The 16,593-nt window shown below is 59.2% G+C and carries 14 protein-coding genes; 9 read left to right on the top strand and 5 right to left on the bottom strand.

Translation table 11 applies throughout. The annotated features are described in order from the left end of the window. Positions 1–227: 227 nt before the first annotated feature. Entirely contained in the window at positions 228–1,322 is a 1,095-nt protein-coding gene (gene apbC, locus PSH64_RS24105) for an iron-sulfur cluster carrier protein ApbC (RefSeq protein WP_105345104.1), read from the top strand. Between the two features lie 132 nt (positions 1,323–1,454). On the opposite strand, the gene PSH64_RS24095 is transcribed toward apbC, so the two are convergent. Continuing rightward, a complete protein-coding gene (locus tag PSH64_RS24095) occupies positions 1,455–2,213 on the bottom strand; it encodes an SDR family oxidoreductase (RefSeq protein ID WP_105345107.1) in 759 nt (252 codons plus the stop codon). Positions 2,214–2,379: 166 nt separating this feature from the next. Here PSH64_RS24095 and PSH64_RS24090 point away from each other — a divergent pair, with 166 nt between their 5' ends. The 4 genes from PSH64_RS24090 to groL all read left to right on the top strand — a co-directional run bounded on the left by PSH64_RS24090 (position 2,380) and on the right by groL (position 5,887). Beyond that, positions 2,380–3,111 carry a HugZ family protein gene (locus PSH64_RS24090; RefSeq protein ID WP_305478916.1) on the top strand — a complete coding sequence of 244 codons (732 nt, stop codon included), beginning with the start codon at positions 2,380–2,382 and terminating at the stop codon, positions 3,109–3,111. 66 nt (positions 3,112–3,177) lie between these two features. Continuing rightward, on the top strand, positions 3,178–3,654 hold the full coding sequence (locus tag PSH64_RS24085) for an FxsA family protein (RefSeq protein ID WP_008069522.1): 477 nt from the start codon (positions 3,178–3,180) through the stop codon (positions 3,652–3,654). Positions 3,655–3,900: 246 nt separating this feature from the next. Next, positions 3,901–4,194, top strand: coding sequence for a co-chaperone GroES (locus PSH64_RS24080; protein ID WP_030128183.1), 294 nt, complete (start codon positions 3,901–3,903; stop codon positions 4,192–4,194). 49 nt (positions 4,195–4,243) lie between these two features. Further along, a complete protein-coding gene (gene groL / locus PSH64_RS24075) occupies positions 4,244–5,887 on the top strand; it encodes a chaperonin GroEL (protein WP_105345112.1) in 1,644 nt (547 codons plus the stop codon). A gap of 172 nt (positions 5,888–6,059) precedes the next feature. On the opposite strand, the gene PSH64_RS24070 is transcribed toward groL, so the two are convergent. Both PSH64_RS24070 and PSH64_RS24065 read right to left on the bottom strand, forming a co-directional pair. Continuing rightward, positions 6,060–6,803, bottom strand: coding sequence for a phosphatase PAP2 family protein (locus tag PSH64_RS24070; RefSeq protein ID WP_105345114.1), 744 nt, complete (start codon positions 6,801–6,803; stop codon positions 6,060–6,062). Between the two features lie 53 nt (positions 6,804–6,856). Further along, positions 6,857–8,806 (bottom strand): LTA synthase family protein, encoded by a 1,950-nt coding sequence (locus tag PSH64_RS24065; RefSeq protein ID WP_305478915.1) that lies wholly within the window; start codon positions 8,804–8,806, stop codon positions 6,857–6,859. A 199-nt stretch (positions 8,807–9,005) separates the two neighbouring features. Between PSH64_RS24065 and colR the strand changes: the two genes are divergently transcribed. The 4 genes from colR to PSH64_RS24045 all read left to right on the top strand — a co-directional run bounded on the left by colR (position 9,006) and on the right by PSH64_RS24045 (position 12,153). Beyond that, positions 9,006–9,689: a two-component system response regulator ColR gene (colR, locus tag PSH64_RS24060; protein WP_105345119.1), complete on the top strand. Its 684-nt coding sequence runs from the start codon at positions 9,006–9,008 to the stop codon at positions 9,687–9,689. After that, the gene (locus PSH64_RS24055) at positions 9,679–10,959 is read left to right on the top strand and encodes a HAMP domain-containing sensor histidine kinase (protein WP_105345121.1); all 1,281 of its coding nucleotides are present in this window, start codon (positions 9,679–9,681) and stop codon (positions 10,957–10,959) included. The genes colR and PSH64_RS24055 overlap by 11 nt, the downstream gene beginning before the upstream one ends. A gap of 156 nt (positions 10,960–11,115) precedes the next feature. Next, complete coding sequence (locus PSH64_RS24050) at positions 11,116–11,784, top strand: class I SAM-dependent methyltransferase (RefSeq protein ID WP_305478914.1); 669 nt, start codon at positions 11,116–11,118, stop codon at positions 11,782–11,784. A 141-nt stretch (positions 11,785–11,925) separates the two neighbouring features. Continuing rightward, on the top strand, positions 11,926–12,153 hold the full coding sequence (locus PSH64_RS24045) for a hypothetical protein (protein WP_026331876.1): 228 nt from the start codon (positions 11,926–11,928) through the stop codon (positions 12,151–12,153). Between the two features lie 161 nt (positions 12,154–12,314). Here PSH64_RS24045 and PSH64_RS24040 read toward each other — a convergent pair whose 3' ends face one another. Both PSH64_RS24040 and PSH64_RS24035 read right to left on the bottom strand, forming a co-directional pair. Further along, the gene (locus PSH64_RS24040; RefSeq protein WP_305478913.1) at positions 12,315–15,353 is read right to left on the bottom strand and encodes a multidrug efflux RND transporter permease subunit; all 3,039 of its coding nucleotides are present in this window, start codon (positions 15,351–15,353) and stop codon (positions 12,315–12,317) included. 17 nt (positions 15,354–15,370) lie between these two features. After that, positions 15,371–16,513, bottom strand: a complete 1,143-nt coding sequence (locus PSH64_RS24035; RefSeq protein ID WP_105345130.1) for an efflux RND transporter periplasmic adaptor subunit — start codon at positions 16,511–16,513, stop codon at positions 15,371–15,373. Positions 16,514–16,593: the final 80 nt, after the last annotated feature.

Below are 16,593 nucleotides of genomic sequence, written 5' to 3'. Positions count from 1 at the left end.
CTTGCCCCCGTTCGGCTGCGAAGCAGTCGTGAATCCAGACAACTCGGTCGGTCTGACAGATTGCAGGGGGCCGCTGCGCGACCCAACGGGAGCAAGCCCCCTCGCCACAGGGATGCTCTCTAGGCAAAGGGAAGTGTTTGCCACAAATCATCGTGGGGCATGCCGTCTATGATGTAGAACGGTTAGGATACCCGCCTGATTTTCCAGTCTTGCTATCGGAGTTGCCCATGAGCGCCGTCAATCGCGCAGCGGTGGAAGCCGTCCTTCGCCAATACACCGACCCTTACCTGAACCAGGACCCGGTCAGCTCCGGGTGCGTGCGCAGTATCGATATCCAGGGCGATCGCGTCAGCGTCCAGCTGGAGCTGGGTTATGCCGCCGGTCTGTTCAAGAGTGGCTGGGCGCAGTTGTTGCAACTGGCCATCGAAGGTCTGGACGGGGTGGTCACTGCCCGTGTCGAAATCACCAGCGTGATCGCCGCGCACAAGGCCCAGGCGCAGATTCCGGGCTTGGCCAACGTCAAGAACGTGGTAGCCGTGGCATCCGGCAAGGGCGGGGTGGGCAAGTCCACCACGGCTGCCAACCTGGCGCTGGCGCTGGCTCGTGAAGGCGCCAAGGTCGGGATTCTCGACGCGGACATCTATGGTCCGAGCCAGGGCATCATGTTCGGCATCCCTGAAGGCACCCGTCCTCAGGTCAAGGATCAGAAATGGTTCGTGCCGATCAAGTCCCATGGCGTCGAAGTGATGTCCATGGCTTTCCTGACCGACGACAACACGCCGATGGTCTGGCGCGGGCCGATGGTTTCCGGCGCCTTGTTGCAACTGGTGACGCAAACGGCCTGGGGAGATCTGGATTACCTGGTCATCGACATGCCGCCAGGCACCGGCGACATCCAGCTGACCCTGGCGCAGAAAGTCCCGGTGGCCGGTGCAGTCATCGTGACCACTCCCCAGGATCTGGCGTTGCTGGACGCACGCAAGGGTGTGGAGATGTTCCGCAAGGTCAACATACCGGTGCTGGGTGTGGTCGAAAACATGGCCGTACACATCTGCTCCAATTGCGGACATGCCGAGCATCTGTTCGGTGAGGGTGGTGGTGTGAAGCTGGCCAACCAATACGGTGTCGAATTGTTGGCTTCGTTGCCGTTGTCGATGCTGATCCGCGAACAGGCCGATGGCGGCAAGCCAACGGTGATCGCTGAGCCTGACAGCCAGATTGCAATGGTTTACCAGGAACTGGCCCGCCATGTCGGCGCGCGGATTGTGTTGCAGGAAGCGGCGACGCCGGCGATGCCGAACATCACCGTCAGCGACGATTGATGCCTGTCAGATAGCATGCTGAACCTGTGGGAGCGGGCTTGCTCGCGAAGGCGCTAGATCAGTCAACTTATCTGTTGAATGACACACCGCATTCGCGAGCAAGCCCGCTCCCGCATTGGGTTTACGCCAACCTTAAATGCGCAACCCGCCATCCAGCTCCAGAATCCGACCGGTGTAATAGTCGTTCTCGAAAATGTAGGCCGCCGACTGGGCAATCTCTTCGGGTTTGCCCATGCGCTTGAGGGGAATTCCGGACGTCATCTTTTCCAGCGCCTCCGGCTTCATGCTCAGGGTCATTTCAGTTTCGATGAAACCCGGTGCGATACCCGCCACGCGAATGCCGTAGCGTGCCAGTTCCTTGGCCCAGGTCACAGTCGCCGCGGCAACACCGGCCTTGGCGGCGGAGTAGTTGGTCTGGCCGATGTTGCCGGCGCGGGAGATCGACGAGATATTGATGATCGCGCCGCTGTTGTTCAGCTCGACCATTTTTGCCGCGACTTCACGGGTGCACAGGAACACACCGGTCAGGTTGACGTCGATCACCGCTTGCCATTGGGCCAGGCTCATCTTGGTCATTTCGCCGTCCTTGACCTTCAGCAACAGGCCGTCACGCAGAATGCCGGCGTTGTTGATCAGGCCATGGATCGCGCCGAAATCGTCGGCCACCTGGCTGACCATGTGGGTCACTTGCTCTTCATCGGCGACGTTGCACAGGTAGGCGCGGGCGTCGACGCCCCTGGCCTTGCAGGCCGCGACGGCGGCGTCGAGTTTTTCCTGGTTCAGGTCCACCAGCGCCAGCTTCGCGCCTTTGCCGGCTAAATACTCGGCCATGGAGCGGCCTAAACCCTGGCAACCGCCGGTGATAATGATTACTTTGTCAGTGAGTTGCATTCGCATAGCCCCATAGCAGATCGGAGTGGTTTCTCCTTCTAGAGGGCCTCTCGATCTGAGCCTGATGAGGCCTGGCTGCACATGAGAACTGCCCCTATGGCATGCTGGGACTAATACCCAGGCGCCTGTCCGTTTTTTTGACGGATTCTATATAAGGAGTCATAAATTGAGCGTTGTAGTGGCTAAGCATGCCCGAGAATTGCTTCTCAAGGAATACCGTGGATTGCTCTCGACGCATTCCAAAGCGATGCCCGGTTTCCCGTTTGGCTCCGTGGTTCCTTACTGCCTGGACGAGCAGGGCCGGCCGCTGATCCTTATCAGCCGCATCGCTCAGCACACTCACAACCTGCAGAAGGATCCGAAATGCTCGCTGCTGGTGGGCGAGCGCGAGGCCGAAGACGTACAAGCCGTTGGTCGGCTGACCTACCTCGCCGAAGGGGAAAGGCTCGAGGACGTCGCAGCCATCGAAGCGGCAGCCGAGCGTTACTACCGCTATTTCCCTGACTCGCAGAACTATCACAAGGCCCACGATTTCGATTTCTGGGTGCTCAAGCCGGTACGACATCGCTACATCGGCGGCTTCGGCGCGATTCACTGGGTTGATCAACTGACCCTCGCCAACCCGTTCGCCGGCAAGGCCGAAGTGAGCATGGTCGAGCACATGAATGCCGATCACGCCAAAGCCATCGCCCACTATGTCGAGCTGGCGGGCCTGCCGAAAACCGCGCCGGCGCAAATGGTCGGTATCGACTCCGAAGGCATGCACTTGCGCATCGGTCAGGGGCTCTACTGGCTGCCGTTTCAAACCCCCTGTAATACGCCGACACAAGTCCGGGAGGCCTTGGTTTTCCTGGCTCACGCCGAGTTTTGGCCGAAAAATGAAGTGGCCGACGCTTGAATTCACGAAACGGCGACGTCATCTAAGGAACACTGGCAAGGCATTCTTGCGTTGAGGAACCATTTGATGCGCCCTTTTTTGTTGCTCTTTGTACTGTTCCCGGTGTTGGAGCTGTTCGTATTCGTCAAAGTCAGTGGGGCGATCGGGTTTTTCCCGGCCCTGCTACTGATCATTCTCGGCTCGATGCTCGGCGTGTTCGTGCTGCGTATCGCCGGTCTGGCTACTGCGCTGCGCGCCCGTGAAAGTCTTAACCGCGGCGAGTTGCCGGCTCAGACCATGCTCGAAGGCCTGATGCTGGCCCTGGCTGGCGGTCTGTTGATCCTGCCGGGCTTCGTCACCGACGTGCTGGGTCTGATCATGTTGCTGCCGATCTCTCGTCGACTGCTGGCCAACAAAATGCGCCTGCGTGCCGAGGAACAAGCGATGCGTCAGCGTGCGTTCGCCGATGACCTTCAGCCACGGGGCGGTCCTGCTCCACGGCAGCCTCTGGGCCGTGAGCCCAACGTGATCGAAGGCGAATTCGAACACCGCGACTCCAAGTAACACGTCCATCGACACGGCACCTTCGGGTGCCGTGTTCGTTTTCAGGGCATTGACGTAAAAAATTTCGCTCCCCGCCCTTGAAATAAGCTTGCGCGCCCTTATGTAACGGTCACCGCAAGGTTTCTGGCAATTGCGCCAGACAGACTTCCGCGGTTCGCTTGACGAACCGCACCCGGCGCCGCCGGATTTGTTAAACCCGCCGGGACTACACCGGCCGATGAAAACCACAATTAGGAGAGATCGACAATGAAGCTTCGTCCTCTGCATGACCGCGTCGTCGTCCGTCGCAGCGAAGAAGAAAAGAAAACCGCTGGCGGTATCGTCCTGCCAGGTTCGGCTGCTGAAAAGCCTAACCAGGGTGAAGTCCTCGCCGTAGGCCCAGGTAAAGCACTGGACAGCGGTGAAGTGCGTGCGCTGGCCGTGAAAGTGGGTGACAAGGTTGTGTTCGGCCCTTACTCCGGCAGCAACACTGTGAAAGTTGACGGCGAAGACCTGCTGGTCATCGGCGAGAGCGAAATCCTCGCTGTCATCGAAGGCTGATTCCCCGCTCATTTTCCCGCTACTACAAAGTATTTAAGGAATATCGATCATGGCTGCTAAAGAAGTTAAATTCGGCGATTCCGCCCGTAAGAAAATGCTCGCCGGTGTCAACGTCCTGGCTGACGCAGTAAAAGCGACCCTGGGCCCGAAAGGCCGTAACGTGATCATCGAGAAGAGCTTCGGCGCTCCGACCATCACCAAGGACGGCGTCTCTGTTGCCAAAGAAATCGAGCTGAAAGATCGCTTCGAAAACATGGGCGCGCAGCTGGTCAAAGACGTTGCCTCCCGTGCCAACGATGACGCAGGCGACGGCACCACCACCGCTACCGTTCTGGCTCAGTCGATCGTCAACGAAGGCCTGAAAGCCGTCGCTGCCGGCATGAACCCGATGGACCTGAAGCGCGGTATCGACAAAGCGACCATCGCGATCGTCAAGGAACTGAAAGCCCTGTCCAAGCCTTGCGCTGACACCAAGGCTATCGCTCAGGTCGGTACCATCTCGGCCAACTCCGACAACTCCATCGGCGACATCATTGCCGAAGCCATGGAAAAAGTCGGTAAAGAAGGCGTGATCACCGTTGAAGAAGGCTCTGGCCTGGAAAACGAACTGTCGGTTGTTGAAGGCATGCAGTTCGACCGTGGCTACCTGTCTCCGTACTTCGTCAACAAGCCAGAGACCATGACCGCCGAGCTGGATGGTCCGCTGATCCTGCTGGTCGACAAAAAGATCTCCAACATCCGCGAAATGCTGCCAGTACTGGAAGCCGTTGCCAAAGCCGGCCGTCCACTGCTGATCGTGGCCGAAGACGTTGAAGGCGAAGCCCTGGCGACTCTGGTTGTGAACAACATGCGTGGCATCGTTAAAGTCGCAGCCGTCAAGGCTCCAGGCTTCGGCGACCGTCGCAAGGCCATGCTGCAGGACATCGCTGTTCTGACCGGCGGTACCGTGATCTCCGAAGAGATCGGTCTGAGCCTGGAAAGCACTACCCTGGAACACCTGGGTAATGCCAAGCGCGTGATCCTGTCCAAAGAAAACACCACCGTGATCGACGGCGCCGGCGTTGAGGCTGACATTCAGGCTCGCGTGACCCAGATCCGTCAGCAAGTGGCCGACACTTCGTCCGACTACGACCGTGAAAAACTGCAAGAGCGCCTGGCCAAGCTGTCTGGCGGCGTTGCAGTGATCAAGGTTGGCGCTGGTTCCGAAGTTGAAATGAAAGAGAAGAAAGCCCGCGTTGAAGACGCCCTGCACGCTACCCGCGCAGCCGTTGAAGAAGGCGTGGTACCTGGCGGTGGCGTGGCACTGGTTCGCGCTCTGCAGGCTATCTCCGAGCTGAAAGGCGACAACGATGACCAGAACGTTGGCATCCAGTTGCTGCGCCGTGCTGTTGAAGCGCCACTGCGCCAGATCGTTGCCAACTCCGGCGACGAGCCAAGCGTAGTAGTCGACAAGGTCAAGCAGGGTTCGGGTAACTACGGTTACAACGCTGCTACCGGCGAATACGGCGACATGATCGAAATGGGTATCCTGGACCCGGCCAAAGTGACTCGTTCGGCTCTGCAAGCGGCTTCGTCGATTGCCAGCCTGATGATCACCACCGAAGCCATGATCGCCGAGATCAAGGAAGACGCACCAGCTGGCGGCGGTATGCCAGACATGGGCGGTATGGGCGGCATGGGCGGCATGATGTAAGCCAGCCTTACCCCGTACATAAAAACCCCGCCTGCGTTGAGCAGGCGGGGTTTTTTATGGCCTTCAGTTTGGTAGGCCTGGAGACCGAGTCGTGGCCATCGCGGGCAAGCCACGTTCCCACAGGGGATTGCGTAAAACCCGTGGGAGCGGGCTTGCCCGCGATGGCGTCGGTTCAGGCGCTGACCGGTTCTGCCCCGTTCGCCCGCTCGGCCTTGGAGGCCGGCCGATACAGGATGAAGTAATACGACCCCAGACAAAACAGCCAGCAGAAAATCGCCGTCCACACGTTGTGCGAGAAGAAGTGCGCACCCTGCATCATCCGGCCGATGGAAAACACCGAGCCCAACGCGAAAGCGAAGACAAACGCACTGCGTGCCAGCCGCGGGCGTCGGTCACGCAACACAAAGAACAACGCAAACAGGGTGAAACCGGTCGCCGCATGACCACCGGGCCAGCAGCGGCCTGGTTTGTCGGTGTGCGGGCGAGGGCTGAGCAGTTCGCTGTAGGTTTCGTGCCCGCCGAATTGTTCCAGGCTCCATGGGCATTGCACCGCCGTTACCGCTTTGAGCGGGGTGACAAAGGAGGTTGCCAGCGCCAGAGACAACACCAGGCAACCCATTTCACGCTTGAACGGTTTGAGCCTTTCAATGAAAAAGGAGCCGACAAAGCCCAGGATGGAGAACACCGAAAAGGCAATGACCACTTGCTTGGCCCGGTCATGCAGGATGTCTTCCAGGAAGTAACTGTGCCGCCCGATGAACGCACCGGCGACCGGGTCATAGAACAGCTTGGCAAGGTCCATGTCCAGGGACGTCAGCTCGAGCAATAAAAGGGTGATCGCCGCAACGGCGGGTACGCCCAGGCACAGCCAGAAGTTGAGCGGGCGGGAGACGGGACGGACAGCGGTTGATGACATGGTGGATCCTGAAGAATGGAAAAACCCCGGGGCATCAGCCCGGGGCCATTCGGTTAACGTTCGCTGACTTGGCGGGTGCCCTCCGTGGGCGCTTTCCAGCCGAGCAGCTGTTGCTTGAAGCCATGACTGGCAGTTTGGTAATAAGTGATCGCACGGGTGATCAACGGATCATCGAGGGTGGCCCGTGATTCGCGACTGTCGGTCAGTGCATCATCGTGGCGACGCAGCCCCTGACGCGGGCTCAGGATCGCTAAATCCTTGCCATCGAACAAGCCCAGATGTTGATAGTTGCCAACCACCACTCGCGGCGGCAGTGGATTGTCCTGCAACAGATTGCGACCGAAGAACGTCGACTGGTAATCCAGATTCAGCAGTCCGAGCAGCGTTGGCGCAAGGTCGATCTGACTGGCCAGCTGTGCGCTTTCCCGAGCATCGATCAGCTTTGGTGCATAGATGAACAGCGGAATCTGATAGTTGCTGATCGGCAAGTCTTCTTTACCGGCGCTGCCGGCCGTGTGGTCGGCGACGAAGACGAACAGGGTGTTATCGAACCAGGGTTTCTTGCGTGCCTGATCGAGGAACTGACCAATGGCGAAGTCGGTGTACTTCACCGCACCGTCGCGTCCGTTGCCGGATTTGATGTCGATCCGGTTATCCGGGTAGGTGTAGGGGCGATGGTTGGAGGTGGTCATCAGTTGCAGCAGAAATGGCTGTTGCCTGGCGTAGTCGGCATCGGCCAGTTTCAGGGTCTGGTTATAGAGGTCTTCGTCAGCCATTCCCCAGGCATTCTTGAAGTGAATCTCTGATTCATCAACGCTGCTCTGGTCGACGACGCGATAGCCGTTGCCGCTGAAGAACGCGTTCATGTTGTCGAAGTAACCGCGCCCGCCATACACGAACACGCTGTCGTAACCCACGGCGCTGAGTTGCTGGCCGAGGCTGGCGAAACCGCTTTCACGCCCCACGCGCTTGACGATCGAACGCCCCGGCGTTGGAGGAATGGCCAGGGTGATGGCTTCCAGGCCACGATCGGTGCGGGTGCCGGTGGCGTAGAAGTTATTGAAGTACAGGCTTTGTTTGCGCAGGGCATCGAGGTTCGGCGTCAGGTTACGATCGTCGCCATTGCTGCCCATGTACTTGGCACTGAAGCTTTCGATGGTGACCAGCACGATGTTGGGTTTTCGTTCCGTGCCGGGATTATCGATCATCCGGCGGATGTCCTGCGGATCCTCGCCGATGAAGCGGGCGTTGGGCTCGGTCAGTTCAGCGCGAATCTGTTGCGCGACGACTGAGTTCGGCAGGCTACTGTAAAACTGTGGGTAATCCAGTTCGTTGTTACGGAAAGCGGCGAAGAACTGATACGGGCCATTGCTCGCCAGTTCGTTCTGATAAGCATTGCCACCCTGGGCGCGTGGCGCATCCTGGCTGAGCAGTTGCAGGCTCAGGCCCGCGACGACCAGCAGGCCCAGCGCATTCAGCAGGCGCCCGCGCATGGCAGGCAAGGGGGCGTTCAGCGCAATAGTGAAGGGTTTGCGCAAGGCAAAACTCAGGACCACCGCCAGCACGGCAAGCATGCTCAGCAACTTGCCGATCGGGTACGACTCCAGCAGGTTATTCAGCACTTCGTCGGAATACACCAGGTAGTCGACGGCGATGAAGTTGAAACGCACACCGAACTCATCCCAGAACAGCCACTCGGCCACTGAAGTGAATAGCATGGCAAACAGACTGACGGTCAACAGCCCCTGAAGGAACCAGCGATGGCCAGGGCGACGCCACAAGGCTGGCGGGCATAGCAGCAGGTAGAGGCCCATGGGCAGCGCCGCGTAGGCGATGAAACCCAGGTCGTAGAGCAGACCGATGCCAAACACGGAGAGGAATCCGCTGCCGGCCTCATCCAGGTGAGCCAGCAGCAGAACCGTTCGAGTCAGGAAGAAGATCACCAGCCAGACGCTGGTCACGAGCAGCAGAAAGCGCATTGGCGCAATCTTGAAAAAGTCCATTGTGTCTACATTCCTTATAAAGCGCGGGAGTTTAGCCCGACCACTGTAGTCAGGTTGTGAACCGATAGTGAAAAACTTGTTAGCCACATAATTTGGTTGAGCGCATCGATTCTACAACCGGCCGCCCTATCCCTGAGTCACACTTGGCCTTAAGCTGCGCGGGCCAAGACGGCCGCTGCTGTGTACGGAGGAGGTGCCGATGCGAATTCTATTGGTTGAAGACAACCGCGATATCCTGGCCAACCTGGCCGATTATCTGGGGCTCAAAGGTTACACCGTGGATTGCGCGCAGGACGGTTTATCTGGCCTGCACTTGGCGGCTACCGAGCATTACGACTTGATCGTGCTCGACATCATGCTGCCCGGCATCGACGGCTATACCCTGTGCAAACGCCTGCGCGAAGACGCCCGCCGCGACACGCCGGTGATCATGCTCACTGCGCGTGATCAACTGGACGATCGCTTGCAAGGCTTCAAGTCCGGCGCCGACGATTACCTGATCAAACCCTTTGCCCTGTCCGAACTGGCTGCGCGCATTGAGGCCGTCATGCGCCGTACCCAGGGTGGCGGTCGCCGTGCCTTGCAGGTCGGTGACCTGAGCTACGACCTCGATACCCTGGAGGTGACGCGCGAAGGCCGACTGCTGAAACTCAACCCGGTGGGCCTGAAGCTGCTGGCCGTATTAATGCAGAAAAGCCCGCACGTGCTGCGCCGGGAAATTCTCGAAGAGGCCCTTTGGGGTGATGACTGCCCGGACAGCGACAGCCTGCGCAGCCACGTCCATCAACTGCGCCAGGTGATCGACAAGCCGTTCGACAAGCCCTTGCTGCACACGGTGCACGGCGTCGGTTATCGCTTGGCCGAGGGTCGTGATGGAGTTTAAGCAGAGCCTTGCCCAACGGATCATCATCGCCTTTGCGTTGATGAGCGCACTGGTCGCGGGAGCTTTCGCCATCGGCATCATAGCGACCGTGCACCTGGTGGAAGAGAAACTGATTTCGGCAGGTCTGGGCGGCGATTTGCAGCGTCTGTTGCTGATGGACAGCGTGTCGGACTGGAGCCACCGCCCCGAGCCGGATCAGCTGTTCTACTTCAGCGGCGGGCCGGGCGATTTTGAGTTGCCCAAGGATTTACGGCACCTGGACTCGGGTTTTCATGAGGTCTTTCGCGAACATTTGTCTTATCACGCAATGGTCGAGATTGTTGACGGCCGGCGTTATGTGCTGCTGCAGGATCAGAGTGATTTCGAAGAGCGTGAACGGGTGCTGTTTGCCGTGGTGCTGGTGGGGTTCGTCCTAAGCCTGGCATTGGCGGTGTTTCTGGGTTGGGTGCTGGCGCGCAAGGTGATGGCACCGGTGGTGCGACTGGCCCGCCAGGTGCGTCATAGAGATCAGTTGCTGGGGCTGGCGCCGCCACTGGCTCCGGATTATGCCGCCGATGAAGTGGGCGAACTGGCCGTGGCCTTCGACGCCACCCTCGGGCGCTTGCGTCAGGCGTTGACCCGTGAGCGATTATTCACCAGTGACGTCAGCCACGAACTGCGCACGCCGTTGATGGTGTTGGCCAGTTCCTGTGAACTGTTGCTGGAAAACCCCGGCATCGATCAGCGCGGGCGTGCCCAGGTCGAGCGGATCGCCCGGGCTTGCGCAGAGATGCGCGAGCTGGTGCAGACCTTCCTCATGCTGGCCCGTGCTCAACATGAAGACGCCAGCATGGCGCCCCAGCAGAGCCTCAGTCAGGTGGCCGACGGGTTGCTTGGCCAATGGCGTGAACCGATCGAAGCCAAGGGCCTGACGTTGATCGTTGAGTTGGGCAATCCACCGGACACCCGCTATAACGCGACGCTTCTGCACGCGGTAATGGGCAATCTGTTGCGTAATGCGCTGCATTATACCGAGCATGGATTTATCCGCTTGGCCCTGACCGATACGGGGTTCGTGGTCGAGGACAGTGGTGTAGGCATTCCCGAGGAAAAACGCGAGGCGATGTTCGAGCCTTTCGTGCGCGGCAGCGAAAAGCGTGGCGAAGGCCTGGGGCTGGGACTATCGCTGGTGCAGCGGATTTGCGAGAACCAGGGCTGGAGCGTGAGCCTGACGAACATGGAACCCAATGGTTGTCGCTTTCAGGTGGAGTTGGGGGCGTCCCGGGTTTGATCGGACTGGACCGGATCAGGAGCGAAAAGCTCCCAGCCCTGTAATACCCCGAAATGATTCCGGGTTTTACATGACGAAATTTTCACCAAGGCATGACCTGACGCTGACACCACGCTACCTAAGGTAGTTGTCCCAGACGTTCAGGAGATTGCCGTCATGGCTGGCCCGATCAAGCTCGACTTTTCTGAAAAGTACGATGATCAACACGCGCAGAAAAATATGCGCAAGCACCAGCTGGGGCTCGGCCGTCGACTGTCCCACTGGCGTGACGAACACCTGGCGCGAAAGGCCCTGGCGCTGGCGGGTGAACCTGGGCTGATCCTCGATTTGCCTTGCGGCGCGGGGCGTTTTTGGCCGCTGCTCGCGGAAAAACACAATCGTGTGATCATCGGGGCCGACAACTCGGTGTCCATGCTCAAGACCGCCATGCGTACGCAATCCGCCGACGTGGTCAAAAGGGTACAACCCTTGCACACTTCTGCATTCGACATTGCCTTGCCCGATAACGCCGTCGACAGCATTTTCTGCATGCGTCTGCTCCATCACATCGGTGAGGCCGAGCAACGACTGACCATCCTGCGCGAATTCGAACGTGTCACCCGCGACAGTGTGATTATTTCGCTGTGGGTAGACGGCAATTTCAAGGCCTGGAAACGCAAGCGTGCCGAGAAACGACGTGGGCAGCAGGGTTACCGGACTCGATTTGTGTTACCGGCTGCCACGATTGAAAAGGAGTTCGAGCAGGCGGGTTTCCGTATTCAGGGGCAACTGGATTTTTTACCGCTCTATGCCATGTGGCGGGTCTATGTATTACGCAAGGGGTAACAGAATGACAGTGCACTATGCAGCCGCACCCCATGGCCTGAATCAATGGCGTCGCCACTCGTCGTTCAGTGATACAGACGGTGAAAAACTCGTCTATTTTTATGAAACGGCGTTTGGCAGCGCTATCAAAGGCTTATAGCGATGAAACTCGAAATTGCACGAGGTTTGTTTTTAGCCGGAGCCTTGGCAGTTGCTTCTTTGGCAGTCGCTGCCTGGGAGCAGCCCCGTACGCAGGTCCTCAGTTCAGTGCACGGTGACGCGCACTGTCCGTTGCCCAGGGTTGCCAAAGCCCCGGTAGCTACTCAACCCGATCATGACTTGTTACTGTTCATGTTCGGACTTTCTCAGGGACTGAGGCCACAGAGTTGAATAGATTGAAGCCCAAATAAAAAGGCCTCGCGGTTGCGAGGCCTTTTATTTGGCTCTCCATAAACCCAATGTGGGAGCGGGCTTGCTCGCGAATACGGTCTGACATTCACCAGTGATGTCGACTGGGACACCGATTTCGCGAGCAAGCCCGCTCCCACAGGTTATGGGCGTTTTTCAGGTTTATCGGGCTTGGCCAGCAGGGTGTAGATGCACGGCAGCACGAACAAGGTGAACAGCGTCCCGATCGACATCCCCGTTGCGATCACCGTGCCGATGTCGAACCGGCTGACGGCACCCGCGCCCGTGGCGATGATCAATGGCACCATGCCGAACACCATCGCCGCCGTGGTCATCAATACCGGACGCAGGCGAATGGCCGCCGCTTCCTCCACCGCTTCCCGAGGCGACAGCCCCTTTTCCTTGCGTAACTGATTGGCGAACTCGACGATCAGGATCCCGTGCTTGCTGATCAACCCGATCAACGTCACCAATCCCACCTGGGTATAGATGTTCATGCTCGACCAGCCGAGGAACAACGGAATCAGAGCGCCGCAGATCGACAGTGGCACGGTGACCAGAATCACCAGCGGATCGCGGAAGCTTTCGAACTGGGCCGCCAGCACCAGGAAAATGATCGCCAGCGCCAGGGCAAAGGTGACCCACAGCGCACTGCCTTCCTGAACGTATTGCCGAGACGCACCGGCATAGTCGACGGCATAACCCGTCGGTGCTTCTTCCCGGGCGATCTGGCGCACGGTGTCGATGGCTTCACCGATGCTGACCAGTGGCACCCCGGAAAGAATCGCCGAGTTGAGTTGCTGGAACTGATTCAACTGACGCGGTCGTGCCCGGTCGGTCACGGTGATCAGGGTCGACAGGGGCAGCAACTCGCCCTTGGTGTTCTTGACGTAATAATGGTTCAACCAGTCGGGGTTATCCCGGAAGGGCCGTTCCACCTGGGCGATGACTTTGTAGCTGCGACCTTCGATGGTGAACCGGTTGATCTCCGCTTCCCCCAGCATTGTCGCAAGAGTTCCGCCCAGGTCTTGCATGGACACACCCATTTGCGCAGCCTTGGCGCGATCGATATCCACCACGACTTCCGGCTTGTCGAAGGCTAGGTCGACGTCGACAAAAGCAAACTTGCCGGATTGCATCGCTCTTTTTTTCACCCGGTCCATCACTTCCAGCAATGACTCATAGGTGTTGGCCGAGTTGATCACGAATTGGAACGGCAAGCCTTCGCCGGTGCCCGGCAGGGAAGGCAGGTTGAAACCGAAGATCTGCAAGCCCGGAATGCTCGCCAGTTTGCCCTGGACCTCGGGCAGGATCTGCATTTGGGTCCGGTGGCGTTCGTTCCAGGGTTTGAGCAGGAAGCCACCGATCCCTGATTGCACGCCATTGAAGCCGTTGATCTGGAACGAGGAGTAGTACTCGGGGAACTCCTTGAAAATCGCGACGAACTCGTCGGTGTAGGCGTTCACGTAGTCGAGGTTGGCTGGTTGAGGGGCGTTGGCCATCATGAAGATCACGCCCTGGTCCTCGTCCGGCGCCAGTTCCGACTGGGTGAATTTGAGCAGCACCGGAATCAGGCACAACACGATCACTGCGAACACCAGTACCACCGGCCGGGTGTTGAGGGTGCCGTGAAGCATGCTCTGGTAGCGGCGCTTGAGGCCTTCGAAGATCACGTCCAGGCGATGGGCCAGGCCGGTGGGGTTTTCATCGTGGCGCAGCAGCAGGGCGCACATCATCGGCGACAACGTCAGGGCGACGACCCCGGAGATCACCACCGCCCCAGCCAGCGTCAAGGCGAACTCCTTGAACAGCGCCCCCGTCAGGCCGGTCAGGAAACCGATCGGTGCATACACTGCCGCCAGGGTGATGGTCATCGACACCACCGGCATCGCAATTTCCCGGGCGCCCTCGATGGCCGCATCCAGCGGTGTCTTGCCTTCTTCGATGTGCCGGTGGATGTTTTCCACCACCACAATGGCGTCGTCCACCACCAGCCCGATGGCCAATACCATTGCCAGCAAGGTCAGCAGGTTGATCGAGTAGCCCATCATCTGCATGAAGAACATCACGCCGATCATCGACAGCGGAATGGTGACCACCGGGATCACCACCGAACGCAGGGCGCCGAGGAACAGGAACACCACCACGATCACGATCAGCACCGCTTCGAACAGGGTTTTCAACACTTCGTCGATGGAGGCCTGGATGAACAGTGTGGCGTCGTAGGCGATTTCGCCCTTGAGATTGGGTGGCAGCTGGGCTTCCAGGTCCGGCATGATCTTGCGCACTTCCTTGATCACGTCTAGCGGGTTGGCGCCAGGGGTGGCCTTGATGCCGATGTACACCGAGGGCGTGCCGCCGAAGGAACTGACGGAGTTGTAGTTTTCCGCGCCCATCTCGACCCGCGCCACGTCCCGCAACAGCACACGACTGTCACCGTCGACCTTGAGCGGAATTGCGCCAAAGGCCTCGGCGGATTTGAGTTCGGTGTTGGCGTTGATGCTGGTGACCACGTACTCGCCTTTCACTTCGCCGGCGGCGGAGAGGAAGTTGTACTGGCGCACGGCGTTGGTCACATCGCTGGCACTCAGGCCGAAACCGGCGAGCTTCACCGGGTCCAGCCACAGGCGCATCGCGAACACCTGGTTGCCGAGAATCTCGGCTTCGGCCATGCCCGGCAGGGTCGCCAGTTTCGGCTGGATGACCCGGGACAGGTAATCGGTGATCTGCGGGTTACTCAGTTCCTTGCTGAAGAAGCTGATGTACATCAGCGCCGAGGCGCCGGCGGCTTCCTTGCTCAGTACCGGGTCTTCGGCGTCCTGGGGCAGCTTGTTCTTGACCTCGTTGGCCTTGGCCAGCAGCTCGGTGAACAGCCGGTCGCTGTTGGAGCCGATGCGCGCGTAGATCGAGATCACCGAAAAGTTCTGGCGACTGACCGACGTCATGTAGTCGATGCCCTCGGCGCTGGCCAGGCTCTGCTGCATCGGTTGGGTGATGTAACCCTGGATGGTTTCGGCGTTGGCTCCGGGGTAAGCGGTGGTCACCGTGATCAGGGCGTTTTCCATTTGCGGGTATTGGCGTAGCGGCAACTTGCTCCAGGCCTGGAAGCCCAGCAGCACAATCAACAGGCTGATCACGGTGGCGAGCACCGGGCGACGGATGAACGGGTCGGTAAAAGCCATGGGGATTCCTTGATCAGTCAGCGCGGCTGACTGTTCTTCTCGGCTAGGGTCTTGTCGTCGCTGATCGCGATGTGCACCCCGTTATCCAGTTTGATCTGGCCGGCGGTGACCACTTTTTCGCCGTTCTGCACACCTTTGACAATCATGACCATCCCCTCTCGACGCTCGCCGGTTTCGATGAAGCGGCGTTCGGCGATCAGAACCGGCTCGCCCTTGTCGTCTTTTTCGAGGCTGCCGTCTTCGGCCTTTTTCTGCGCGACGACGTACAGCGAGTTGCCATAAAGGGTGTAGGTGATCGCGCTCTCAGGCACGACGATGTGCGGCTGCGGATCAGGCAACAGCACCTGCAGGCTGGCGAACATTCCCGGCAGCAGTTTGCCATCGGGGTTGGCCAGGGTCGCGCGCACCAGCACGTTGCGGGTACTGCTCTCGACCTTGGGGTTGATCGCGCTGACGGTGCCGGGGAAAGTCTCTGTCGGATAGGCCGAGACGATGACCTGTACCGATTGGCCGAGGGTGATCTTCGGGACGGCCTGCTCGGGTACAAAGAAGTCGACGTAGAGGCTGCTGAGGTCTTGCAGGGTGGCGATCATCGTGCCGCTGGCCACGTAGTCGCCGACGTCTACCTGACGAATACCGATGGTCCCGCTGAACGGTGCGAGGATACGTTTTTTCTCCAGCGCCGCCTTGAGCTGATTGACCGTGGCCCGGCTCTTTTGCAATACCGCCGAGAGTCGGTCGAACTCACCTTTGGAAATAGCCTGGCTGCCCACCAGTTGGCTGCCGCGACCGTAATCCAGTTGCGCCAGTCCCAGGTCGGCCTGGGCGGTTGCCAGCAGGGCGGTTTCCACGGCGCTGTCGAGTTGCAGCAGCGGCTGGCCGGCCTTGACCTTCTGTCCTGACTCGAACTGAACTTCCTTGACGGTGCCGTCGACCTCCAGGCTCAGGTCGACCCCTTGCAGCGCCGTGAGGGTGCCGACCGTGGGCAAACGGCTTTGCCACGGACGTTCGGTGGCGGTGGCCACGGCGACGCTGATCGGCGGTTTCGGCACGGAGAATCCCTTCATCATCGTGTAGATGGAGAAGGCTTTGTAACCGGCCAGGGCCAGCACGATCAGCAGAACAACACCCAACATGATCAGCATGCGGCGACGCAGCATATTTCCATTTCCTTGGAGAAAATCAGGTGAGACAGGCGGGAACATTACTCCGAGTATGAGGGGGATTCCAGCTGCTACAG

The organism is Pseudomonas sp. FP1742 (genome assembly GCF_030687145.1).
In the GTDB taxonomy this organism is placed as follows: domain Bacteria; phylum Pseudomonadota; class Gammaproteobacteria; order Pseudomonadales; family Pseudomonadaceae; genus Aquipseudomonas; species Aquipseudomonas frederiksbergensis_D.
The sequence above is the reverse complement of the archived record's forward strand: the minus strand, read 5'-3'. Positions and strand labels throughout refer to the sequence as shown.